This is a genomic window from Micromonospora sp. WMMD1102 (genome assembly GCF_029626265.1).
Taxonomy (GTDB): Bacteria; Actinomycetota; Actinomycetes; order Mycobacteriales; family Micromonosporaceae; genus Plantactinospora.
Genome location: NZ_JARUBN010000001.1, coordinates 8416114 through 8438262, shown reverse-complemented (window position 1 = coordinate 8438262; position 22149 = coordinate 8416114). Strand labels below are relative to the sequence as shown.

Annotated in this window: 23 protein-coding genes and 1 pseudogene; 14 read left to right on the top strand and 10 right to left on the bottom strand. The window is 73.8% G+C overall.

Annotated elements, in window-relative coordinates:
* Positions 1–16: 16 nt before the first annotated feature.
* Both O7626_RS38400 and O7626_RS38395 read right to left on the bottom strand, forming a co-directional pair.
* Positions 17–832, bottom strand: coding sequence for a sugar phosphate isomerase/epimerase family protein (locus O7626_RS38400; RefSeq protein ID WP_278065824.1), 816 nt, complete (start codon positions 830–832; stop codon positions 17–19).
* The gene (locus tag O7626_RS38395; protein ID WP_278065823.1) at positions 829–2010 is read right to left on the bottom strand and encodes a Gfo/Idh/MocA family oxidoreductase; all 1182 of its coding nucleotides are present in this window, start codon (positions 2008–2010) and stop codon (positions 829–831) included. The genes O7626_RS38400 and O7626_RS38395 overlap by 4 nt, the downstream gene beginning before the upstream one ends.
* A 300-nt stretch (positions 2011–2310) precedes the next feature.
* Between O7626_RS38395 and O7626_RS38390 the strand changes: the two genes are divergently transcribed.
* The 4 genes from O7626_RS38390 (at position 2311) to O7626_RS38375 (ending at position 6101) form a co-directional block, all read left to right on the top strand.
* Positions 2311–3339: a LacI family DNA-binding transcriptional regulator gene (locus O7626_RS38390; RefSeq protein WP_278065822.1), complete on the top strand. Its 1029-nt coding sequence runs from the start codon at positions 2311–2313 to the stop codon at positions 3337–3339.
* Positions 3340–3416: 77 nt separating this feature from the next.
* Positions 3417–4964, top strand: coding sequence for an Rv2578c family radical SAM protein (locus tag O7626_RS38385; protein WP_347404838.1), 1548 nt, complete (start codon positions 3417–3419; stop codon positions 4962–4964).
* A gap of 109 nt (positions 4965–5073) precedes the next feature.
* The gene (locus O7626_RS38380; RefSeq protein ID WP_278065820.1) at positions 5074–5478 is read left to right on the top strand and encodes a CoA-binding protein; all 405 of its coding nucleotides are present in this window, start codon (positions 5074–5076) and stop codon (positions 5476–5478) included.
* A 182-nt stretch (positions 5479–5660) separates the two neighbouring features.
* Positions 5661–6101 carry a DUF4190 domain-containing protein gene (locus O7626_RS38375; RefSeq protein ID WP_278065819.1) on the top strand — a complete coding sequence of 147 codons (441 nt, stop codon included), beginning with the start codon at positions 5661–5663 and terminating at the stop codon, positions 6099–6101.
* A gap of 11 nt (positions 6102–6112) precedes the next feature.
* On the opposite strand, the gene O7626_RS38370 is transcribed toward O7626_RS38375, so the two are convergent.
* On the bottom strand, positions 6113–7030 hold the full coding sequence (locus tag O7626_RS38370) for an SDR family NAD(P)-dependent oxidoreductase (protein ID WP_278065818.1): 918 nt from the start codon (positions 7028–7030) through the stop codon (positions 6113–6115).
* Positions 7031–7203: 173 nt separating this feature from the next.
* Here O7626_RS38370 and O7626_RS38365 point away from each other — a divergent pair, with 173 nt between their 5' ends.
* Positions 7204–7773 (top strand): DUF4190 domain-containing protein, encoded by a 570-nt coding sequence (locus O7626_RS38365; RefSeq protein WP_278065817.1) that lies wholly within the window; start codon positions 7204–7206, stop codon positions 7771–7773.
* Between the two features lie 24 nt (positions 7774–7797).
* A complete protein-coding gene (locus tag O7626_RS38360) occupies positions 7798–8262 on the top strand; it encodes a DUF4190 domain-containing protein (RefSeq protein WP_278065816.1) in 465 nt (154 codons plus the stop codon).
* A 1-nt stretch (position 8263) separates the two neighbouring features.
* On the opposite strand, the gene O7626_RS38355 is transcribed toward O7626_RS38360, so the two are convergent.
* Positions 8264–9262 carry a DMT family transporter gene (locus tag O7626_RS38355; RefSeq protein ID WP_278065815.1) on the bottom strand — a complete coding sequence of 333 codons (999 nt, stop codon included), beginning with the start codon at positions 9260–9262 and terminating at the stop codon, positions 8264–8266.
* Between the two features lie 103 nt (positions 9263–9365).
* Here O7626_RS38355 and O7626_RS38350 point away from each other — a divergent pair, with 103 nt between their 5' ends.
* From O7626_RS38350 to O7626_RS38340, 3 genes are all read left to right on the top strand, one after another.
* On the top strand, positions 9366–10253 hold the full coding sequence (locus O7626_RS38350) for an HAD-IA family hydrolase (protein ID WP_278065814.1): 888 nt from the start codon (positions 9366–9368) through the stop codon (positions 10251–10253).
* Positions 10241–10762 carry a hypothetical protein gene (locus O7626_RS38345; RefSeq protein ID WP_278065813.1) on the top strand — a complete coding sequence of 174 codons (522 nt, stop codon included), beginning with the start codon at positions 10241–10243 and terminating at the stop codon, positions 10760–10762. The genes O7626_RS38350 and O7626_RS38345 overlap by 13 nt, the downstream gene beginning before the upstream one ends.
* Positions 10763–11158: 396 nt before the next feature.
* Positions 11159–12361 (top strand): Mrp/NBP35 family ATP-binding protein, encoded by a 1203-nt coding sequence (locus tag O7626_RS38340; protein WP_278065812.1) that lies wholly within the window; start codon positions 11159–11161, stop codon positions 12359–12361.
* Between the two features lie 90 nt (positions 12362–12451).
* On the opposite strand, the gene O7626_RS38335 is transcribed toward O7626_RS38340, so the two are convergent.
* The 3 genes from O7626_RS38335 to O7626_RS38325 all read right to left on the bottom strand — a co-directional run bounded on the left by O7626_RS38335 (position 12452) and on the right by O7626_RS38325 (position 14850).
* The gene (locus O7626_RS38335) at positions 12452–12895 is read right to left on the bottom strand and encodes a preprotein translocase subunit TatB (protein ID WP_278065811.1); all 444 of its coding nucleotides are present in this window, start codon (positions 12893–12895) and stop codon (positions 12452–12454) included.
* 73 nt (positions 12896–12968) lie between these two features.
* Positions 12969–14297, bottom strand: coding sequence for a trypsin-like peptidase domain-containing protein (locus O7626_RS38330; protein ID WP_278065810.1), 1329 nt, complete (start codon positions 14295–14297; stop codon positions 12969–12971).
* A 211-nt stretch (positions 14298–14508) separates the two neighbouring features.
* Positions 14509–14850, bottom strand: a complete 342-nt coding sequence (locus O7626_RS38325) for a hypothetical protein (protein ID WP_278065809.1) — start codon at positions 14848–14850, stop codon at positions 14509–14511.
* On the opposite strand from O7626_RS38325, the gene O7626_RS38320 reads away from it, so the two are divergent.
* Complete coding sequence (locus O7626_RS38320) at positions 14819–15394, top strand: O-methyltransferase (RefSeq protein WP_278066511.1); 576 nt, start codon at positions 14819–14821, stop codon at positions 15392–15394. The two genes, O7626_RS38325 and O7626_RS38320, sit on opposite strands and share 32 nt — an antisense overlap.
* Positions 15395–15473: 79 nt before the next feature.
* Here O7626_RS38320 and O7626_RS38315 read toward each other — a convergent pair whose 3' ends face one another.
* The 3 genes from O7626_RS38315 to O7626_RS38305 form a co-directional block, all read right to left on the bottom strand.
* Positions 15474–16907 (bottom strand): leucyl aminopeptidase family protein, encoded by a 1434-nt coding sequence (locus tag O7626_RS38315; RefSeq protein WP_278066510.1) that lies wholly within the window; start codon positions 16905–16907, stop codon positions 15474–15476.
* Between the two features lie 291 nt (positions 16908–17198).
* On the bottom strand, positions 17199–17366 hold the full coding sequence (locus O7626_RS38310) for a DUF3117 domain-containing protein (protein WP_007455245.1): 168 nt from the start codon (positions 17364–17366) through the stop codon (positions 17199–17201).
* An 11-nt stretch (positions 17367–17377) separates the two neighbouring features.
* Complete coding sequence (locus tag O7626_RS38305) at positions 17378–17572, bottom strand: hypothetical protein (RefSeq protein WP_278065808.1); 195 nt, start codon at positions 17570–17572, stop codon at positions 17378–17380.
* Between O7626_RS38305 and O7626_RS38300 the strand changes: the two are divergent.
* The 4 genes and pseudogenes from O7626_RS38300 to O7626_RS38285 all read left to right on the top strand — a co-directional run.
* A pseudogene (locus tag O7626_RS38300) lies at positions 17571–18353 on the top strand (PaaX family transcriptional regulator C-terminal domain-containing protein); the annotation flags it as partial. The gene O7626_RS38305 and the pseudogene O7626_RS38300 overlap by 2 nt on opposite strands.
* Before the next feature lie 176 nt (positions 18354–18529).
* Positions 18530–19363, top strand: a complete 834-nt coding sequence (locus O7626_RS38295; RefSeq protein WP_278066509.1) for an enoyl-CoA hydratase-related protein — start codon at positions 18530–18532, stop codon at positions 19361–19363.
* Between the two features lie 81 nt (positions 19364–19444).
* Complete coding sequence (locus O7626_RS38290) at positions 19445–20740, top strand: DUF1800 domain-containing protein (RefSeq protein WP_278065807.1); 1296 nt, start codon at positions 19445–19447, stop codon at positions 20738–20740.
* Positions 20741–20874: 134 nt separating this feature from the next.
* The gene (locus O7626_RS38285; RefSeq protein ID WP_278065806.1) at positions 20875–22125 is read left to right on the top strand and encodes a DUF1501 domain-containing protein; all 1251 of its coding nucleotides are present in this window, start codon (positions 20875–20877) and stop codon (positions 22123–22125) included.
* Positions 22126–22149 lie beyond the last annotated feature (24 nt).

Genomic DNA, 22149 nt, shown 5'->3' with positions numbered 1-22149 from the left:
CGCCCGGCGGCGTCGACTAATCCACGTGGCCGAGATAACCGGCGAGGGTGCGCTCCAGGACCTCTGGGCCCGGCCGGGCCCAGAGTTCGGCGTTGAAGACCTCGACCTCGACCGGTCCCCGGTAGCCGGCGGCGTCCACCGCCTCCCGGAACCGGCGCAGCTGCACGCAGCCGTCCCCGGGCAGCGCCCGGCCCAGCAGCACCCCCTCGGGCAGCGGGGTGGCCCAGTCGGCGACCTGGAAGCAGGCGATCCGCTCCTCCCGGCCGGCCCGGTCGAGCTGCGCCCAGACCTGGTCGTCCCACCAGAGGTGGTAGGTGTCCACCACCACGCCGACCGTCTCGACGGGATGCGGCGCGGCCAGGTCCAGCGCCTGGCCGAGGGTGGCGACCACACAGCGGTCGGAGCAGTACATCGGGTGCAGCGGCTCGATCGCCAGCCGTACCCCGGCGTCCCGGGCGTGCGGCACCAGCTCGCCGATCGCCTCGCCGACGTGCGCGCGGGCCGCGTCCACGTCCCGGCTGCCGTCCGGCAGTCCGCCGGAGACCAGCACGAGTACCGGCGCCCCGAGGGTGGCGGCCTCGTCGATCGCCCGGCGGTTCTCGTCGTACCAGTCGGGGGTCTGGAAGAAACCGCCCCGGCACAGCGAGGTGACCGCGAGCCCGGAGTCGCGGACCAGCGTGGCGGTCCTGTCCAGGCCGTGCGCGAGGGTCTCCTCCCGCCAGAGCCCGACCTGGGTCACGCCGGCCGCCAGGCAGCCGGCGACCAGGTCGGGGATCGGCCAGTACTTCGCGGTGGCCTGGTTGAACGAGAACCGGGCCGGGACGGTGCTCACCGGTGACCCGGCTCGTCGTCGAGGGCCGGGATCTCGATCCGCCGGCCGTCCCGGGCCGAGGCGAGCCCGAGTTCGGCGAGCTGCACGCCCCGGGCACCCGCCCACAGGTCCCAGTTGTACGGCTCGTCTACGACGACGTGCCGCAGGAACAGCTCCCACTGCGCCTTGAAGCCGTTGTCGAACTCCTCGTTGTCCGGCACGACCTGCCACTGTGACCGGAAGTCCTCGGTCGCCGGCAGGTCCGGGTTCCACACCGGCTTGGGCGTGGCCGCCCGGTGCTGGATCCGGCAGTTGCGCAACCCGGCCACCGCGCTGCCCTCGGTGCCGTCGACCTGGAACTCGACCAGCTCGTCCCGGTAGACCCGGACCGACCAGGAGGAGTTGATCTGGGCCACGATCCGGCCCGACTGGCCCGGCCGCTCGACCTCGAAGATGCCGTACGCGGCGTCGTCGGCGGTGGCGTCGTAGCGCTCGCCGGCCTCGTCCCAGCGCTGCGGGATGTGCGTGGTGACGTGCGCGGTCACCGCCGCGACCCGGCCGAAGAGCTGCTCCAGCACGTAGTGCCAGTGCGGGAACATGTCGACGGTGATGCCGCCGCCGTCGGCCGCCCGGTAGTTCCAGGACGGGCGCTGGGCGGCCTGCCAGTCGCCCTCGAAGACCCAGTAACCGAACTCGCCGCGTACCGAGAGGATGCGGCCGAAGAAGCCGCCCCTGACCAGCCGGTCGAGCTTGCGCAGGCCGGGTAGGAAGAGTTTGTCCTGCACCACGCCGTGCTTGATGCCGGCGGCGTCGGCGAGCCGGGCCAGCTCGATCGCGCCGGAGAGGTCCTCGGCGGTCGGCTTCTCGGTGTAGATGTGCTTGCCGGCCTCGATCGCCAGCTTCAGTGCCTTCTCCCGCTGCGCGGTCACCTGCGCGTCGAAGTAGATCCGCACGTCCGGGCGGGCCAGTACGGCGGGCAGGTCGGTGCTCCACTCGGTCAGCCCGTGCCGCTCGGCGATCTCCCGGAGTTTCGCCTCGCTGCGGCCGACCAGGATCGGTTCGGGCCAGAGCCGGCGGCCGTCCGGCAGCGCCAGCCCGCCCTGTTCCCGGATGGCCAGCAGGGACCGGACCAGGTGCTGCCGGTAGCCCATCCGGCCGGTCACGCCGTTGAGCACGATGCCGATCGTGGTGCGGCTCATGTACGTCGCCTCCTCAGGCTGGCTGATCCGCGGGTGCCACTCGTCGAGCGCGCGGGGTACGTGATCGTGGTGGGGTCGTCCTGGCGCCCGAAGGGTCGCGGTAGAGCACGCCCTACGTCGGTAAGCGCTTTCCCGAGTACGCTACCGACTCGATTCCGATTCGGGCAAGAGCCTCCCGCCGTCATGGTGATCTTGGAACGGCGGTGCCGACCAGCGCGCGACGGCCGTGAATGGGCCCGGGCGGCCCACGATATCCTCGGCTGCAACCGGCCACCGGGCGGTCGGGGAAGGACGCAGTCGATGGCCACTCTGGCGGATGTCGCGCGGCGGGCCGGCGTGTCACCCGCCACCGCTTCGCGGATCATCAACGGCAGCCCCAAGCCGGTCACCGACGCGCTCCGCGAGCGGGTGCTGGCGGCGGTCGAGGAGTTGCAGTACGTCCCGAACGCGCACGCCCAGCAGCTGGCCCGCAACCACCGCAGCGCGGTCGGGGTGATCGTGCACGACGTCTCCGACCCGTACTTCTCGGAGATCACCCGGGGACTGCAACGGGTGGCCACCGAGCACGGCCGGCTGGTCATCATCTGCAACACCTACCGCGACCCGGACAAGGAACTGGAGTACGTCGAGCTGCTCCGGGCCAACCAGGCCGCCGCGATCATCCTGGCCGGTTCCGGCTACCACGACGAGCAGTTCACCAACACCCTGGACGCGAAGCTGCGGGTCTACCAGGCCACCGGCGGGCACGTGGCGGTGATCGGCCGGCACGAGCACAGCGGACACGCGGTCATCCCGGCCAACGAGGCCGGCGGGCACCTGATCGGCGCCGAGCTCTACGGTCTCGGCCACACCCGGATCGGGGTCGTCGCCGGACCACGACACCTGACCACCACCACCGACCGGCTCGCCGGGCTGCGCCGGGCCGCCCGGGAGCACGGCCAGAAGCTCGGCACCCGGCAGATCGTCTACGCCGACTTCGACCGCTCCGGCGGGGTCGCCGCCACCGCCACACTGCTGGAGAGCTGCCCCGGGGTCACCGCCATCGTCGCGCTGAACGACTCGATGGCGATCGGCGCCCTCTCCCTGCTGCGGTCCCGGGGCATCGAGGTGCCCGGCCGGATCAGCGTGGTCGGCTTCGACGACATGCCGATCGCCCGTGACGTGACGCCCGCCCTCACCACCATCCGGCTGCCGCTGGCCGACATGGGAGCCCGGGCGATGACCCTGGCGCTGCAACCGCCCGAGCCGCTGAACACCCCGCAGGTCGAACACGTCGCCGCCGAACTGGTCCGCCGGGCGAGCAGCGGGCCGCCGGCCGACGCCGGATAACCCCTTCCGGGTACGCCGACCGGCCGGTCGCGGTCCGCCGCGTGGCGAGTTGCGCGGGCTCTCGTACGTGTGTTCGAATGTTGGGCATGCGCTGGGAAAACCTGACGTCGGCTCCCCCCGACCGCGGGACCCCTCCGGGGGCGGCGCCAGCGGCTCCACCCCTGCCGCTGGCGCTGCCCGGCGCGACCGTCCGCACCTTCGACACCCCCGGATTCGCCGGCATGACGTTCTACGAGGTGCGGGCCAAGTCGATTGTCAACCGGGTGCCCGGGGAGTCCCGGGTGCCGTTCCGGTGGACGATCAACCCCTACCGGGGGTGCAGCCACGCCTGCGCCTACTGTCTGGCCGGGGACACCGCGATCCTGCTCGCCGACGGGCGCACCCGAGCACTGGCCGAGCTGCGGATCGGCGACCAGATCTACGGCACCGTCGCACAGGGCAACCACCGGCGCTACGTCCGGACCGAGGTTCTGGCGCACTGGTCGACGGTGAAGCCGGCCTACCGGATCGTGCTGGCCGACGGCACCGAGCTGACCGCCAGCGGCGACCACCGGTTCCTCACCCCGCGCGGCTGGAAGCACGTCGTCGCCGCGCCGCCCGGCGAGCCGCCCCGGCCCTACCTGGCGATCACCGACAGCCTGGTCGGCACCGGCCGGGCCACCCCCGGCCCCGCCGACCTGCCGGCCGGCGGGCTCGACGGGACGATCCTCGGCGGCCGGGCGGTGCTGCGGATCCGCGGGATCGAGCCGGTCGAGCGGGAACTCCAGCTCTACGACATCACCACCGGCACCGGCGACTTCGTCGCCAACGGGGTGGTCAGCCACAACTGCTTCGCCCGGGGCACGCACACCTACCTCGACCTCGACCCCGGCCGCGATTTCGACAGCAAAGTGGTGGTCAAGGTCAACGCGGGCGAGCTGGTCCGCCGCGAGCTGGCCGCGCCGAGGTGGTCGGGCGAGCACATCGCGATGGGCACGAACGTCGACTGCTACCAGCGGGCCGAGGGGCGCTACCAGCTGATGCCGCCGATCCTGACGGCACTGCGCGACTTCGCCAACCCGTTCTCCGTCCTGACCAAGGGCACCCTGATCCTGCGCGACCTGCCGCTGCTCCAGCAGGCGGCCACGGTCACCTCGGTCGGCATCTCGATGTCGATCGGCTTCGTCGACGAGCGGATGTGGCGCTCGGTCGAGTCGGGCACGCCCAGCCCGCGCCGCCGGCTCGACGCCGTCCGCCGGCTGACCGACGCCGGTTTCGCGGTCGGCGTACTGATGGCCCCGATCCTGCCCGGCCTGACCGACAGCGACGACTCGATCGAGGAGACGGTGGCCGCGATCGCAGCGGCCGGCGCGGTGAGCGTCACCCCGTTGCCGCTGCACCTGCGTCCCGGCGCCCGCGAGTGGTACGCGGGCTGGCTCGCCAGGGAGTTCCCACACCTTGTGCCCCGCTACCGGACCCTCTTCGGCCGGGGCTCCTACCTGCCGCAGGCATACCAGCGGGAGCTGACCGCCCGGGTCCGGCTGGCGGCCCGCCGGCACGGCCTGCACCGCCCCGAGCCGGGCGACGCCCGCCAGGTGCCGGCACCAGCGCCGGCACCCGCCGTCGAGCAGCTCACCCTGCTCTGACCGACTGCGGCCAGCCGGGTCGGCGGCTCCGACCGGGTGCGGTTCGACCGGGCCGGCGGCTCTGACCGGGTGCGGCCGGCCGGGTCGGCGGCCGAGCTACAGTCGCGAGGTGCGTAGCGCTCAGCAGATCCTGGCCGAGGCCGGCGTGATCGCCGTCGTCGGCGCCTCCCGGAACCCCGCCAAGCCGGCGCACAGCGTGCCGGCGCAGATGCAGCGGTACGGCTGGCGGATCATTCCGGTCAACCCGGAGGCGGACGAACTCTTCGGGGAGCGGGTCTACCGCTCGCTCGCCGAGATCCCGCACCCGGTGGACCTGGTCGACGTGTTCCGGCCGGCCGAGCATGCGGTGGAGGTGGTCCGCGAGGCGGTCGCGATCGGCGCCCCGGCGGTCTGGCTGCAACTCGGCATCGTCTCGGCCGAGGCCCGGCGGATCGCCGAGGAGGCCGGCATCGACTACGTCGAGGACCGCTGCCTGGTGGTGGAACGCGCCGCCGGCCTGTCCCGGCGAGCCTGACCAGTCCCGACCGAAGCCGACCGGCTCTGCGCCGCCTCTCCTCCCCCCGGCGGGAGCACCTCTCCCCACCTCTCCGCCACCTGGCGGGTGCACCTCTCCGCCATCTGGCGGGTGCATCATCGCCGACCTCGGCCCGCGAACCGGTGCCGGCCGGTAGCGTCCCGGGTGAGGAGGGCAACGCCATGAGCAACCCCTGGCCGGGTGAGCCGCAGGACCCGCAGGGGTCCCCGGGGCAGCCCCCGCCCGCCCCCGGCGACCGTCCCGGCCAGTACGACCAGCCCGGCTCCCACGGCCAGTACGGCCAACCGGGTCAGTACGGCCAACCGGGTCAGTACGGCCAACCGGGCGAGTACGGGCAGCCGGGGCAGCCGGGCGGGTCGTCCGGGTACAACCTGCTGGCGATCCTCTCCCTGGTCTTCGCCTTCGTCTTCGCGCCGGCCGGCATCGTGCTCGGGCACCTCGCCCGGCGGCAGATCAGCCGCACCGGCGAACAGGGCGGCCAGCTGGCCACCTGGGGGCTGATCCTCAGCTACGTCTTCACCGCGCTCTATCTGATCGCCTGCTGCGGCTGGCTCGCCCTGCTCGGCTGGGCCGGCTCGGAGGGTGACGGCGGCGCCTACTGAGGCGACTGTCGTTACCGGTACTCCGCCTCCCGCACACTGTTGCCGCCGTCCACCACCAGCATCTGCCCGGTGATGTACGAGGCGGCCGGCGAGCAGAGGAAGGCGATCGCGGCGGCGACCTCGTCCGGGGTGCCGGGACGGCCGACCGGGGTGCCGAGCCCCTGCTTCAGCTCGGCCATCGTGGACGCCGCCGTGTAGATGGTGCCCGGCGCGACCGCGTTGACGGTCACCCCGTCGGCGATCATCTCCATCGCGAGTGCCCTGGTCAGCCCGACCACGCCCGCCTTCGCCGCCGCGTACGCCGCCTCGGTGGGCAGGGCGTTCACCGGGCCGGCGGTGGCGGCGAGGTTGACGATCCGCCCCCAACCCCGTTCGGCCATCCCGCCGATGAACGCCCGACTGCACAGGAAGGCGGTGTTCAGGTTGCGTTCGATCTCGCGGTGCCACTCGTCGTAGCTGAGCTGGGCCACCGGCCGGAGCACCTCGGGGCTTGCCCGGCTCGCCAGTCCGGCGTTGTTGACCAGCACCTCAACGTCGCCGAGCTGCTCGACGATGGCGTCGGCCAGCGCGCCGACCTCGGCCTCGTCGGTCAGGTCGGCGACGAACCCCGTCACGCCCAGCTCACTGGCCCGGTCGTGGATCCGCCGGGTGGTCGAGACGATCGCCACCCGGGCACCGAGGGCGGTGAGTCGGCGGGCGGTCGCGTACCCGATCCCGTCCGCGCTGCCGGCACCGGTGACCAGAGCCACCCGGCCGTCCAGCCGCATCGTCACCGGTTCGGTGTCGGCCTCCGGCGCTTCCGACCGGTCGTTGCTCTGTGTAACGGTGCCCTGCGAGCCGTTACGGGGCCGGCGGGCCAGCGCGGGGCGCGTGGCGTCCCGACGAGGCCGATTTCCGGATCTGTCCCCGGCACGCGCGTCGAATACCATGCCGCGATCCTGCCCGGTCAAGTCGCTACGGGCAACGCCGCACCGCCGTGGCACGGCCAGCGCACCACCGGGGGCACGGGCCGGGCGGGCGTGGCCTCGATATGGGGGCGCCGATCTGGCGGGCGCCGACTACCCTGACGACGCATCCGTCCGGACGAACTGAGAGACCTCGAATGACCGACCCCCAGCAGAGCGGCTACTCCGGCGATCCGTCCTGGCAGGCGCAGCCACCGGCGCAACCCACGGGCCCGCAGGATCAGGGCTACCAGCCCATGTACCAGGACCCGACGGTGCAGGCCGCCACCTCCGCCCAGCCGTACCAGCCCGGATACCCGGCGGCCGACCCCGGCTACCCGAACCAGGCCTACCCCGCGGCCACCGATCCGATCAGCGGCCAGCCGGTGATGGCTCCCGGCTATCCGCCGCCCGGGTACCCGGTCGCCACCCCGGGGCCGTCGACGAACGGCCTGTCGATCGCCGCGATGGTGGTCGCCATCGTGGGCGCGCTCGGGCTCTGCGGTTACGGGCTGGGCGGCTACCTCGGTGCCGTCGGCGCGATCATGGGGCACGTCGCCAGCAAGCAGATCCGCGAGCGCGGCGAGAGCGGCGAGGGCTTCGCCAAGGCCGGCATCATCGTCGGCTGGATCTCCACCGCCATCGCGGTACTCGCCACCATCGCCATCGTGATCTTCTTCGTCTGGCTGGCCAACCAACCGTCGTCGTCGTACGACAGCGGCTACTGAGCATCGGACCGATGAGGAGACGCCGTGACTTCAGGCAGTACCGGCAACCCGTCCGAACACACCGCCGCCCCGGTTGAGCAGGCGGGTGAGCCGGCCGCACTCACCGGCGACCCGACCGTCCACACGCCCACCCCGGGTGCCGCCGGGCAGCCCGGTTGGGCCCCGGGACACGCCGGGTGGGCGCCGGGCCACCCCGGCTACCCGTACGTGGTGCGCCGGCCGACGAACGGGATGGCGATCGCCGCCCTGGTCACCGGGATCGTCGCCCTGTTCAGCTGCCAGCTCGTCGGCGGGGTCGCGATCTACCTGGCGAAGAAGGCACGCACCGAGATCCAGGCGACCGGCGAGGAGGGCAGCGGCTTCGCCACCGCCGGTCTGGTGCTCGGCTGGGTCTCCCTCGGACTGGTCGCCCTGGGCCTGCTCTTCTTCCTCGCCTACCTGGGTTTCATGGGCGTGCTCTTCGCCACCACCGCGAGCACCTCGGGCTGAGCTACGGCCGGCCAGGCCCCCGCCCCGCCGGCGGGGTGCCCGCCTCCGGCGGGGCGGGCAGCGGTGTTCTTCCTGCCCCGGGGCGCCGGGCGGCGGTCCGGGCCTCGCCGTGCAGCACGACGGCGACCCCGGCGAGCAGCAGGAGCAGTCCCGGCAGGGCGGCCGCCCGGGGCACCTGGCCCAGCCACGCCCAGGCCAGCAGTGCGGCACCGGGCGCCTCGAGCAGGAAGAGCACGCTGATCGTGGTCGCCGAGATCCGGCGCAGCGCGTAGTTGAACATGGTGTGCCCGAGCAGTTGGGCCCCGACCACCAGCCCGAGTACGGCGAGCCAGGTGCCGGGGTCGTAGCCGCCGAGGCGTACTCCGCCGGCCAGGCAGACCACCAGCAGCGCCGCCGCGCAGACCCCGTAGCAGACGGTGGTGTAGCCGACCGTGCTGATGGTGCTCCGGACCCGTTCTCCGAGGGCGGTGTAGACCGCCGCCGCCATGCCACCGGCGATCGCGAGCAGGTCACCGGCGACGGCCCGACCGGAGACCCCGAAGTCGGCGCCGACCGCCCAGATCGCCCCGGCCACCGCCAGGCCGATGCCGAGCCAGGCGAGCATGGAGAGCCGCCGGCCCTGGCCGAGCGCGATCAGGCCCTGCCAGACCGGCTGGGTGACCACCAGGGCCGTGGCGGCGGCCACCGACGTCAACTGGACGCTCGGCATCCAGGCGGCGAAGTGCACCGCCAGGGCGAGACCGGCGAGTACGCAGTAGCCGGCGGTCCGGCGCCCCGCACCGGTGGTCAGCGCCCGCAGCTCGGCCCGACGGCGGTAGAGCGCGATCGGCCCCAGTACCACGAGCGCGAGGAAGTTGCGCCAGAAGGCGATGGCCAGCGCGGGAGCGGCGGCGAACGCGATGAGTGGCGCCGACGACGCGACCGCCGCGATGGCGACCGCGACCGCGCCGATGCTCAGCGGATCGATCGGGGCACGCGGCGGCGCTACGGCGGAAGGCACGGAAAAATCCTCACATGTCACGGCGGGCCACCATCTGATCGACAAGTCGTTACGATCGTCCGATCGCGCCCCGCTCCACCCGGTTCCGGAGGCCTGCTCCCCCATGCCCGCATACCGGTTCTCCTCCCCGACAGACCCCCGCTCCGCCCTCGAAGTCCAACCCCGACCGGCCACCCCGACCGACCGGGGCGACGGGGTGGTGGACCGGGACGACGGGCGACGCGCGCCCGCGTACCGGGCGGTGCTCTTCGATTTTTTCGGCACCCTCACCTGCGCCAGCCGGCGGGGCCGGCAACACGCGCTGGTCGCCGCGCTGCTCGGCTGTGCCGTGGAGGCGCTGGTCGAGGTGCTCGACCGGTCGTTCTACCTGCGGGCCAGCGGGGCGCTCGGCGACGCCACCGAGACCATGCGCTGGGTCTGCGCCCAGGCCGGCGCCCGACCCTCCGCCGCCGACCTGCGCGCCGCCGTCGAGGCCCGGGTGCGGGCGGTACGCGCCGACACCCGGCTCCGCCCGGAGGCGGTGACGGTGCTGCGCGCGGTACGCCGCCGTGGTGCCCGGACCGCCCTGGTCAGCGACTGTACCCACGAGCTTCCCGCGTTCCTGCCGCAGCTGCCGGTCGCGCCGCTGCTCGACGCCTGGGTCCTCTCGGTGCAGGTCGGCCGCTGCAAACCCGATCCGGCGATCTACCTCGCCGCCTGTCACCGGCTCGGCGTCGCCCCGGGCGACTGCCTCTACGTCGGTGACGGGGGCAGCCAGGAGCTCACCGGCGCCACCCTGGCCGGGATGACCGCCGTCCGGCTGGCCGCCGCCGACCTCGACAACCACCTCGTCTTCGACCGGGACCGTGGCTGGACCGGTCCGGCGCTCGCCTCGCTGACCGAGGTACCCGGGCTGCTCGACGTACCCGTGCCCGGGTCCGGGTCCGACCGGCCCGGTTCGGAGCCGGCGGGTTCCGTGCCGGTCCCGGGTGGGGCAGGATGCGGGATGTGACGCAGGAGCAGGAGGCGACGGTCCCGCCGCTGGTGGCGGAGGCGGTGAAGAAGGCCGCGGTGGCCTGGGTGGCGGTCGGCGACCGGTCGCCGGTCGCGCTCTGGTGCGTCCCCCTCGACGGCGTCCTCTACCTGGTGAGCGGTCCGGGCGAGCAGTCCGCACCGGGACTGGCCGAGGCGGCGACCGCGCTCGTGACCCTGCGCGGCGACCACGGCGGGCGGATCGTCACCTGGCCGGCCGAGGTGACCCGGATCGCACCGGACGGCGAGCAGTGGGCGAGCGTGGCCCTCCAGGTGGCGGCCAAGCGGCTCAACGCCTCCGGCAGCCCGGCCGAGCTGGCCCAGCGGTGGACCGCCGACTGTGTGCTCAGCCGGCTCGCCCCGGCCGGGCCGCCGCTGGCCGCCGGGCAGACCCTGCCGGACGACTCGCTCGCCGCCCCGCCTCGGGGGGCCGCCCCGGTCCGGCAGACCCGCCGGCCGTTCCGGCTGCACCGGGTCCGCCGCCGCTGACCCGGCGCCTACTGAAGGCCGCCGCCGCTGACCCGGCGCCCGGTGGGGCTCGATCACCGACGGGACCGCCTGCCCTCTTGGCACCTCGACCGCCGGAGCGCGGGGCCGCGGCATCGCGGGGCCCCCAGATTGCGCGGTACCGCGGGTTCGTAACCGGCGCGGCGTGAACCCGGCACGAAAACGCCGCGCGCCTCAAGGGGCTAGGCGCGCGGCGTACTTCAACGATCGTCGCACCACGACGGGTACGGCGTCTACCGCCAAATCGCCAATTTCCCCACTCGTGACGCAACGACCGGCTTTGGCCACCCCGTCCTGCCCGGTCGACCTGCGGCTTCGCTCCCGTCTGTCCCGGTGCGGCCGATCGGCCGGACCGGCCGGCGACGTAGCATTGCGAACATGTCTGCTCCAGCCGTACCCGGCCAGGAGGCTGCCGCCTCCGGCACCGACTCCGCCGCCCGGCCCACCAGCCCCATCGAGGAGGCGGTGCACGCCGCGCTCGCCAGCGTCGACGACCCGGAGATCCGCCGCCCGATCACCGACCTCGGCATGGTGCGCTCCGCGGTGGTCGCCGCCGACGGCACGGTACGGGTGGAGCTGCTGCTCACGGTCGCCGGCTGCCCGTTGCGGGACAAGCTGCGTACCGACATCACCGCCGCGGTCGGCGCGGTGCCCGGGGTGACCGGGGTGAGCATCGACTTCGGCGTGATGAGCCCGGAGCAGCGGCAGCAGCTCCAGTCCCGGCTGCGCGGCGGCGGGCAGAGCCAGGAGCCGGTGATCCCGTTCGCCCAGCCCGGCTCGCGTACCCGGGTCTACGCGGTGGCCAGCGGAAAGGGCGGGGTCGGCAAGTCGAGTGTCACTGTCAACCTGGCCGCCTCGCTCGCCGCCAAGGGCCTCTCGGTGGGTGTCGTCGACGCCGACATCTACGGCCACTCGGTGCCCCGGATGCTCGGTGTCGAGGGCCGGCCGACCCGGGTCGAGGACATGATCATGCCGCCCCAGGCGCACGGGGTGAAGGTGATCTCGATCGGCATGTTCACCGACGGCAACGCGGCGGTGGTCTGGCGCGGCCCGATGCTGCACCGCGCGTTGCAGCAGTTCCTCGCCGACGTCTACTGGGGCGACCTCGACGTACTCCTGCTGGACCTGCCGCCGGGCACCGGGGACGTGGCGATCTCGCTCGCCCAGCTGCTGCCGAACGCGGAGATCCTGGTGGTCACCACGCCGCAGACGGCGGCGGCCGAGGTGGCCGAGCGGGCCGGCGGGATCGCCCTGCAGACCCACCAGCGGCTGGTCGGTGTGGTAGAGAACATGTCGTGGCTGGACCTGCCGGACGGCTCCCGGATGGAGGTCTTCGGCTCCGGCGGCGGCGCAACGGTCGCCGCGTCGCTGACCAGGGTCATCGGCGCACAGGTGCCGCTGCTGGGCCAGATCCCGCTGGACACCCGGGTACGCGAGGCCGGCGACGCCGGTGACCCGGTCGTCCTCGCCGAGCCGGAGGCGCCGGCCGCCAGGGCGCTGAGCGCGGTGGCGGACCGGCTCGCGGTCCGCCGGGAGTCGCTGCTCGGCAAGCCCCTCGGGCTGCGCCCCGCCGGCCGCTGACCGGCCGCTGCCCCCCGGCCCCGGCGCGACCTCCGGGCTCAGGTGGCGTCCCCGACCTCCGGGCTCAGGTGGCGTCCGCGACCTCCGGGGTCAGGTGGCGTCGATGTCGTAGCCGCGGCGCTGGGCCGGGGTCACCTCGCTGCCGGTGCCCGGGGTCGAGGCGGTGGCGCCGCCCGCCGTACCGGCCGGGCGGCGGATGTCCGCCGCGGAGGCGACGTCGTCGACCTCCCGGCGTACGTCGGTCAGGTCGGAGCGGAGCTTCTCGAACGTCCCCTCCAGCGGCTTCCGGATCGCCTGCTCGTCTTCCTCACTCAGCAGGTGCTTGCGGATGAACGCCTTCGGGTGCAGGTCCTCGAGCTGGATGTCGGTGCCCAGCTCCCGGCTCAGGTCACCGGTGGCGTTGCGGGCCATGTTGCGCAGGTTTCGCAGCATCCGGAGACCGTCGCTGATCACGTTCGGCAGCCGGTCGCCGAAGATCAGCAGCGCCACCAGCAGGAGCGCACCGATCTCCCACCAGTTCAGGTTCTCGAACACGGCTGCCTCCTCATCCCCCGCCCCCGGCAAGAGTACGCACGTCGTGGCGGGCGGGGGGAGGGGGAGCGGGCGGCTACTTCGCGTCCGCGGCCAGGGTCACCGAGGCGGCCTGCCGATCCGATCCGCGCCGGTACTCGATGTTCACCACCGAGCCGGGCGCGTACTTGCGGACCAGCGCGATCAGGTCGCTCGGATCCTCCAGCGGCTTGCCGTCGAGTTTGAGCACCACGTCACCGGCGCGCAGCCCGGCCTCGGCGGCCGGCCCGGACGACTCGACGGCGGAGATCCGTACCCCGCCCGACCCGCCGGAGCGGGTGCCGCCGACCGTCGCGCCGATCACCGTCCGCCGGGCCCGGCCGGTGTCGATGATCTCCTGGGCCAGCCGCTTCGCCTGGTTGATCGGGATCGCGAAGGCCAGCCCGACGTTGCCGGCGGTCTCCTCGTCGGCGGCCGGCGTCTGGATCACCGAGTTCACCCCGATCACCCGCCCGCCGCCGTCGACAAGCGGCCCGCCGGAGTTGCCCCGGTTCACCGCGGCGTCGGTCTGGATGGCGGCGTAGTAGCGCACCTGTCCACCCGCCTCGCCCTGCCGGAACGTCCGGTCCAGCGCGCTGACGATGCCGGCGGTGACCGTGTTGGCCAGCGACAGCGGCGTACCGAAGGCGAGTACCGGGTCGCCGACCGCCACCGCCTCGGAGTCGCCGAACTCCACCGGCTTCAGGCCGGTCCGGGAGACCTTGATCACGGCGATGTCCGCCTCGGGGTCCTTCCCGACCACCTCGGCCGGTGCGGTGGAACCGTCGTTGAAGACCACGGTGGCGGTGTCGGCGCCGACTCCGACGACGTGGTCGTTCGTGATCACGTAGCCGTCCTGGCTGACCACGAAGCCGGAGCCGAGGCCGATCCCGCCGTTGCCGCTGACCCGTACGGTGACGACGCTCGGCAGCAGCCGCTCGGCCACCCCGGCCAGCGTGTCGGGTGGGCGGCGGGCCGTGGCGGGCGGCTCCGCCGCGGTCGAGCCGAGCGTGGTCGTACCGGTGGCGCCGCCGTGCACCGCGAAGGCGTACCCGAGTGCCCCGCCGAGCGCGCCGGCCAGCAGGGCGGTGACCAGCGAGATCAGGAAGAACGGGGCCAGTCCGCGCCGGCCGGCGGTCGCCGGGTCGGTGACCGGCTCGGGCTCGCCGCCCGTCCCCGGGACCGGAGCCGCCCGCACCACCACGGCCGCCGGGGTGGCCGGGTTGCGCCACGGGTCGTGCAGCGCGTCGGACCACCACGGGGACGATCCCGGGTCGGCGGCCGACCCGGGCGCCGTCGGCGTGCCGACCGCCGGGGGTGCCGGCGCCGAGGGATTCCCCGGCGTCGCCGTCCCGGCGGGCTGGCGCCAGTTCCAGCCGTCCGTCACGTTCGCTGCCTCCCAGTCCGTCCCTGAAGCCGGGCGCCGCGCGGGCCGGGGCGACCGGTTCCGGCCGCGGCGTCCGGGTTCCGCATCCAGGATCGCACGGATGGCCGAATACCGGTCATCGGTTGGGACGAGGGCTGGCCCGAGGGCTGGCCCGAGGCGACGACGCCGGGCCAGGTGCGCGCCTGCCGATCACGTACCGCCACCCTTAGGCTCATACCCGCACCCCGCCCCGGTCCACGTCCGCACCCCGCTCGCCGTTCCACCCGCTCCACTGCCGCACCCGCTCGCCGTTCCGCCCGCGTTCGTTCCGCCCGCCGTTCCACCGTCGCCCCGCGAAGCCGCCGTCCGCAAGCTCCGCCCGAGGAAATCCCGCACACCCGCCCGAGACGTACGACCGCCCGAGTTCCAGCCCAGTCGAGTCCCTTGCCGCCCGGAGGTGCCCCATCGCCACGGTCGCCCGGTCCGTCAGCGCGACGACCGCCCAAGCACTCCAGTTCGCCGAAGCGTACGTCGCCGAGGACCTGGTCCTGCGTACCGCCCGCAGCCTCGCCACCGAGGTCGGTCTCGACGCCGTGACGCCGGGTACCGGTGCCACGCTGCGGCTGCTGGCCGCCGCCGGCAGCGCCCGGGCGGTCGTCGAGATCGGCACCGGTACCGGGGTCAGCGGACTCTGGCTGCTGCGCGGCATGCGCCCCGACGGCATCCTGACCACGATCGACGTGGAGACCGAGCACCAGCGGATCGCCCGACGGATCTTCCAGGAGGCCGGCTTCGCCTCCGGGCGTACCCGGATCATCACCGGCCGGGCGCTGGACGTGCTGCCCCGGCTCGCCGACGGGGTCTACGACCTGATCTTCGTCGACTCGGACGTCGCGGAGTACAGCGCCTGTGTCGAGGCGGCGCTGCGGCTGCTCCGCCCCGGCGGGGTACTCGCGCTGCACGGCATGCTGGCCGCCGGCCGGATCGGCGACCCGGCCGCCCGGGACGTGCAGACGGTGACGGTCCGGGATGTCGTCAAGGCCGTCCGCGAGTCCGAGGACTGGACGCCGGCGCTGCTGCCCACCGGCGAGGGGCTGCTGGTCGCGGTCAAGCGCTGACCGCACCGGCCGCCGGCCGAGCCGACCCGGCCACTCCCGACCCCGCCCGACCCGCCCGCCTCCCAACCGCGGCAGCGGGCTATCGCGGCTCGGCGAGCCAGCGCAGCAGGGTGCGTACGCCCCAACCGGTCGCGCCCTTGACCAGTTCGCCGTCGTTGCCGTCGGCCCAGGACGGCGCCGACATGTCCACGTGCACCCAGCGGTCGCGCAGCTCACCGGCGAACTCGCGGAGGTAGAGCGCGGCGGTGACCGACCCGGCACCCTGGTCCGGGGCGCTGTACAGGTCGGCGATCTCGCTGCCGAGGTAGTCGGCGTAGTCGGCCACCAGCGGCATCCGCCAGGCCCGCTCGCCGGCCGCCTCGGCGGCTGCCAGCACCTCCTCGGCCAGCTCGTCGGCGTCGCTGTATAGGGCGGCGGTCCGCTTGCCGAGCGCGACCGCGTTGGCCCCGGTCAGCGTGGCGAGGTCGACCAGCAGGTCCGGTGCGAGCCGGCGTACGGCGTAGCCGAGGGCGTCGGCGAGTACCAGCCGGCCCTCGGCGTCGGTGTTGGTGCTCTCGCTGGTCAGACCGTTGTAGTGCCGTACCACGTCACCCGGCCGGTACGCCGAGCCGCTGACCATGTTCTCGGCGAGCGGGGCGAGCGCGGTGACCCGGACCGGCAGCCCGAGCGCGGCGGCGCCGAGGACGGCGGCGACCACGGCCGCGGCCCCGCCCATGTCCTTGCGCATCAGCTTCATGCCCTCGCGCACCTTGATCGAGATGCCGCCGGTGTCGAAGGTGATCCCCTTGCCGACGAGTACCACGTGCCGCTGCGCGCCCTCGGGTCGCCAGCTCAGCTCGACCAGCCGGGGTCCCTGCGCCGATCCCCCGCCGACGGCGAGGATCCCGCCGAACCCCTCGGCGGCGAGCCGGTCCGGCTCGCGTACCTCGACGGTCAGCCCGGCCCGCCCGGCGGCCGCCTCGACCACCCGGTCGGCGAACCAGGCCGGGCTCTTCACCGAGGACGGCATGTTGGTCAGGTCCCGGGCGAACCGGGTCGCCTCGGCGACCACCCGGGCGGTCTCCAGGGCCGCCCGGTAGGGCTCGGGGTCGGCGACCGCGAGCAGCACCTCGGTCAGCGCGGGTGGGTCGGCGGCGGCCGGATCGGCGCCGGGCATCCGGAACCGGTACGACGCCAGCCAGATCCCCTCGGCGAGCCCGCGCACCACCCCCGGATCGACATCGACCGGGATCGCTATCGTGATCGAACTCTCACGTGTGGCCGCCCGGACCACGGCCGCCCCGGCGGACCGCCAGCCCGCCTCGTCGCCGGCACCCACACCGGCCAGCAGCAGCCGGCTCGGCTCGCCGGCCGGCCGGATCGACCGGTGCAGCGCGCCCGCCCGCCCGGGTTGGTCGAGGTAGCTCAGCAGCGCGCCCGCCTCGGCGGCCAGCCCGTCTGGCAGCGCGAGCGAGATCGGCACCAGCCGGCCGACCGGCTCGGCACCCTCGGCGGACCGCTCCGGTGCCGCCACCTCGGACGTCGCACCGGCGGGCCGCTCCGGCGCCGCCGGCTCCGACGCCTCACCGGCGGAGTGCTCCGGTGCCGCCACGGGTGCGACCGGCAGGGCCAGGGTGTCGAGCCCGGTGGGGTCGACTACCAGACGGATCGACAGCACGCCGACGTAACCTCCGAGCGATCTTGGTTGGACGGGAGCAACCTACCCCGCCCCGGCAGCACGACCCCGGGCCACCGGCAGTGCCGGTGGCCCGGGGTGAGAAACCCCGCCGGACGGGACGTACCGTCCGGCGGCGTCGGCGTTCACTTAGCCGGCGGCGGCCTTCAGCGCGTCACCGAGCGCGTTGGCCTCGTCGGGAGTCATCTCGACGACGAGCCGGCCACCACCCTCCAGCGGAACCCGCATGACGATGCCCCGGCCCTCCTTGGTGACTTCCAGCGGACCGTCGCCCGTCCGCGGCTTCATCGCCGCCATCTTGTCTCCCCTCAGACCTTCATCAGGGTCGGTGGGTTGCCCCACATCCATTTGGTCAGCATCACCGCTTGGTCAGCATCACCGCCCAAGGCCGCGGTGCCGACCAACGATTTTCCCTGATGAACACCGCCGGACCCAAACCGAACCAGCGTTGATGTAACAGCATCTAGCTTATCTTGAGAAGGGGTGTCACAATGTGCGGTCATGCAGGCACGGTCGGCTCTCTTCGACCTGTACGGCGACTACCTCCGCTCCCGGGGTGGGCGCGCACCGGTGTCCGCGCTGGTCAGACTATTATCCCCGCTCGGCATCGCCGCACCCGCGGTCCGCACCGCAGTCTCCCGGATGGTCCGGCAGGGCTGGCTGCACCCGCTCCGGCTGGCCGCCGGACCCGGCTATCTGCTCACCCCGAGAGCGGCCCGGCGGCTGGACGAGGCGGCTGCCCGGATCTACCGCACCGGCAAGATCGGGTGGGACGGTCGATTCGATCTGATCGTGCTCGAAACCGGCACGAACCGGCGGGACCGGCAACGTCTCGCCGCCAACCTGAGCTATCTGGGCTACGGCATGCTCGACGAGGCGACCTGGGTCGCCACCCGGCCCGGCGAGGACGTGGACGCCCTGCTGACCGAGGCCGGGGTGCGCTACGAGCGGTTTACCGCCGCGCACACCGCGGGCACGCCGGGCGCGATGGGGGTGGTCCGGCGGGCCTGGGACCTCGACGAGATCGCCAACGCGTACCAGGAGTTCGTCGCCGCGCAGCGGCCGCTGCTCGCCTCGGTGACCGTACGCAGTTGCGACGAGGACGCGTACGCCGCCCGGTTCGGGCTCGTGCACGCATGGCGTAACTTCCTCTTCCGGGACCCGCAACTACCTCCCGCGCTGCTGCCCGAACGGTGGCCGGGGACCAGTGCGGCGGCCTTCTTCGACCGGCATGCCGCGCGGCTGCGCCCGGCCGCCGACCGCTTCGTCGAGCACTGCCTCGACGGTTCCGCCCGGGTCGCCGGTTCCACCCGGACCGCCGTTCCCGCCCGCACCGCCGGTTCCGCCCCGACCGCCGGCACCGCGCCGACCGCGGGTTTCGTCCCGACCGCCCGACAGAAGGGTCAACCGTGAGCCGTTCTCAACCTGAACCGGGTGGCGCCGAGGCACCCCGTCCGGCCCTGCGGCAGTCCGCCGGACCGCAGGGGGAGGTTGAGCGGAATCCGGCGCCCGAGCCGTTGCTGATCGACCGCTCCGACGCCGTGGTCACGCTGACCCTCAACCGGCCGGCCGCGATGAACTCGCTGGACGTGGCGCTGAAGGAGGCACTGCGGGACACCCTGGCCGAGCTGGAGCACGACCGCTCCTGCCGCGCGGTGGTGCTCGCGGGCGCCGGCTCGGCCTTCTGCGCCGGCCAGGACCTGCGGGAACACGCCGCCACGCTGACCGCGGGCAGCGCCGACCCGCTCGGCACGGTCCGGGTGCACTACAACCCGATCGCCGCCCGGCTGGCCAGCCTGCCCAAGCCGGTGATCGCGGCGGTACGCGGCATGGCGGCCGGCGCCGGAGCCTCGCTCGCCTTCCTCGCCGACTTCCGGATCGGCGGCCCCGGCACGAGTTTCCTGCTCGCCTTCGCCAAGGTCGGGCTGGCCGCCGACACCGGCGCGTCCTGGTCGCTGCCCCGGCTCGTCGGGCACGCCAAGGCGGTGGAGCTGCTGATGCTCGCCGAACCGGTACCCGCCGACGAGGCGTACCGGCTCGGGCTGCTGAACCGGCTGGTCGACGACGAGCGGGTGTTGGACACCGCGCAGGAGCTGGCCGCCCGACTGGCCGCCGGACCGACGGTGGCGTACGGGGCGATCAAGCGACAGCTCTCGGTCGGCGACGCCGGCACCCTCTCCGAGGCGCTGGCCGCCGAGGCACAGGCACAGGCGATCTGCGGCGCCACCAACGACCACCGGGCCGCCACCGCCGCGTTCGTGGCGAAGCAACGGCCGACCTTCGACGGCCGCTGATGCAGATCTGGTTCGTGACGCAGATCTGGTTCGATCCCCGGGCTTACCGGATCCGTACATTGCCGGCCTAGGGTCGGCCGCATGGTCGATCGGGACGACGTCGTACATCTGCTGCGCCGCGCCACCTTCGGGCCGACCGCCGCCGAGGTGGAGGCGGCCGGACGTACCGGGGCGGCGGCCACACTGGACCGGCTGCTCAGCCCGGTCGGGTCGGACCCCGGCGCGGCGGCCACCCCGGTGCCGGACCTCGGCACCGACCCCTACGCCGCGATCACCAAGGAGTCCAGCCGGGAGCAGCGGCAGCAGGCCCGCAAGGAACGGGCCGAGCAGGTGCGCGTGCTGGTCGAGTGGTGGCTGGACCGGATGGTCGCCGCCGAGCACCAGCTCACCGAGAAGCTGGTCTTCTTCTGGCACGGGCACTGGGCGACGAGCGTCCGCAAGGTGCGCTCCGCCCAGCTCATGCTCGGACAGCTTGACACCTTCCGGCGGTACGGCCGGGGGCCGTTCGAGGCCCTGGTCCTGGCGATGGTCCGGGATCCGGCGCTGATCCTCTGGCTGGACGGGCAGAAGAACACCCGCACCGCCCCGAACGAGAACCTGGCCCGGGAGCTGATGGAGCTGTTCACTCTCGGCATCGGGCAGTACACCGAGGCGGACGTGAAGGCGGGGGCGCGGGCGCTGACCGGATGGCAGGTGGACCGGCGTACCGGCGCGGCGCGGTTCGTCCGGCGCCGGCACGATCCGGCCGAGAAGACGATCCTGGGCCGGACGGCGGCGTTCGACGCCGAGGAGTACGCCCGGCTGCTGGCCGGCCGGCCCGAGGCCGGCGCTTTCGTCGCGGCCCGGCTCTGGGCCCGGTTCGCCGGCACCGACGTGCCGACGCTGGACGCTGCTGCCGGCAGCACCGGCGAGCTGCTCCGGGCGCTGTTGCGCCGGCCGGAGTTCGGGCAGACCCGGGGTGGCCTGGTGAAGCAGCCGGTGGAGTGGGCGGTCGGTGCGATGCGCCAGCTCGGCATCCGGCCAGGCCGGCTCGCCGAGCAGCAGCGCCGGGAGCTGACCAACCGGCTGGCCGGGATGGACCAGGTGCCGCTGCGACCGCCGAGCGTCGGCGGCTGGCCGGCCGGACCGGCCTGGTTGACGACCTCGTCGTTGCAGTCCCGGATGCGGCTGGCCGCGCTGCTGGCCGGGGCGGCGGCTCCGGAGGTGACCCGGCGGCTCGCCGGCACCGCCCGCACGGAGCGGCCGGAGGCGCTGGCCCGGCTGCTGGTGGTGGACCGGTGGACGCCCCGGACCCTGGCCGCCCTGACCCCGATGGCCGACGACCCACGCCGGCTGCTGGTCGCCGGGCTGGTCAGCCCCGAGTACACCGTCAGCTGACCAGCAGCGGTTCTCGGCCGCTGGCCGAGGGCCGAGAACCGCTGGCCGAGGGCCACTGGCCGGGCGACCGACGACCGACGGCCACACCGACATCGATGAGAACCGAGGACCGAGGACACGGAGGAGACGAGCGGATGGACATCCTCACCCGACGCAGGTTCCTGGTCGCCAGTGGCGTCGCCGGAGCGGGCGCGCTGGCGGCCGGAGCCACGGCGTACGGCCTGTCCGACCTGTTCGACACGGCCGGTGACCGGGACCCGGAGGCCCGTACCCTGGTCCTGGTCGCCCTGTACGGCGGCAACGACGGCCTGAACACCGTCGTCCCGTACGCCGATCCGGCCTACCAGGACGCCCGCCCAGAGCTGGCGTACTCGGCGGACGAGGTGAAGCGGCTGGACGACCGGGTGGGCCTGAACCCGGCACTGGCCGGGCTGCACCGCCTCTACGGCGAAGACCGGCTCGCCGTCGTACGCGGTGTCGGGTATCCGACACCCGACCGCAGCCACTTCCGCTCGATGGACATCTGGCAGACCGCCCGTCCAGACCGGCCGGAGCACACCGGCTGGCTGGGCCGCTGGCTGGACGGGGCCGGTGGGGACCCTCGGCTCGCGGTCTCCTTCGAGCCGACCCTGCCGCCGCTACTCGCCGGTGCCCGCAGCGCGGGTGCCGCCGTACCGGTCACCGAACGGAAGGCCCGGCGCCCGGTCGGCGACCCGACGCTGGCCAAGCTCGCGGTGGCCGAGCCAGGTGAACCGGCCGGCCAGGCTCGGGCCGCCGCCTGCTTCGCCGACCTGCGCGCCGTCGACGCGATGATCACCGAGGTACGCGACGCGGCAGCGGCCGAGGAGGCGCACGACGGCGGGAGCGACGACCAGCCGGCGGCGACCGCCACCGGCGGGGCGCGCAGTTCGCTCGCCGCCCAGCTCGACCTGGTGGCGCAGTGCGTCGAGGCCGGGGTGTCGAGTCGGGTCTTCTCGGTCTCGCTGGGCGGCTTCGACACGCACGCCGACGAGAAGCAGCTCCAGGCGGTGCTGCTCGGCCAGGTCGACAAGGCGCTGACCGGCTTCGTCGACCGGATGGCCGGCACCGATGCCGGGCGCAGGGTGGTGGTGGCGGTCTACTCGGAGTTCGGCCGGCGGGTGCGGGCGAACGCCTCGGACGGCACCGACCACGGCACCGCCTCGGACGTCTTCCTGCTCGGCGCCGGAGTACGTGGCGGCCTGCACGGCGAGCCGCCGAGCCTGACCGACCTGGACGACGGCGACCTGAAGTTCACCACCGACTTCCGGGACGTCTACGCCACGCTGCTGGAACGGGTCCTCGACACCGACCCGGAACAGGTGCTCGCCGGCTGGCAGGGGCGACTTTCCGGCGTGCTGAGCTGACCGGCGGACACCCCCCGGCCGAGC

What these genes read in the sequence shown, in the direction of transcription:
- O7626_RS38310 (WP_007455245.1), bottom strand. Translation starts at nt 17,366, where the DNA reads ATGGCGGCGATGAAGCCGCGGACGGGCGACGGTCCGCTGGAAGTCACC.
- O7626_RS38385 (WP_347404838.1), top strand. Translation starts at nt 3,417, where the DNA reads ATGTTGGGCATGCGCTGGGAAAACCTGACGTCGGCTCCCCCCGACCGC.
- O7626_RS38345 (WP_278065813.1), top strand. Translation starts at nt 10,241, where the DNA reads ATGCGGGATGTGACGCAGGAGCAGGAGGCGACGGTCCCGCCGCTGGTG.
- O7626_RS38340 (WP_278065812.1), top strand. Translation starts at nt 11,159, where the DNA reads ATGTCTGCTCCAGCCGTACCCGGCCAGGAGGCTGCCGCCTCCGGCACC.
- O7626_RS38290 (WP_278065807.1), top strand. Translation starts at nt 19,445, where the DNA reads ATGGTCGATCGGGACGACGTCGTACATCTGCTGCGCCGCGCCACCTTC.
- O7626_RS38370 (WP_278065818.1), bottom strand. Translation starts at nt 7,030, where the DNA reads ATGGTATTCGACGCGCGTGCCGGGGACAGATCCGGAAATCGGCCTCGT.
- O7626_RS38395 (WP_278065823.1), bottom strand. Translation starts at nt 2,010, where the DNA reads ATGAGCCGCACCACGATCGGCATCGTGCTCAACGGCGTGACCGGCCGG.
- O7626_RS38350 (WP_278065814.1), top strand. Translation starts at nt 9,366, where the DNA reads ATGCCCGCATACCGGTTCTCCTCCCCGACAGACCCCCGCTCCGCCCTC.
- O7626_RS38390 (WP_278065822.1), top strand. Translation starts at nt 2,311, where the DNA reads ATGGCCACTCTGGCGGATGTCGCGCGGCGGGCCGGCGTGTCACCCGCC.
- O7626_RS38365 (WP_278065817.1), top strand. Translation starts at nt 7,204, where the DNA reads ATGACCGACCCCCAGCAGAGCGGCTACTCCGGCGATCCGTCCTGGCAG.
- O7626_RS38285 (WP_278065806.1), top strand. Translation starts at nt 20,875, where the DNA reads ATGGACATCCTCACCCGACGCAGGTTCCTGGTCGCCAGTGGCGTCGCC.
- O7626_RS38305 (WP_278065808.1), bottom strand. Translation starts at nt 17,572, where the DNA reads ATGACCGCACATTGTGACACCCCTTCTCAAGATAAGCTAGATGCTGTT.
- O7626_RS38375 (WP_278065819.1), top strand. Translation starts at nt 5,661, where the DNA reads ATGAGCAACCCCTGGCCGGGTGAGCCGCAGGACCCGCAGGGGTCCCCG.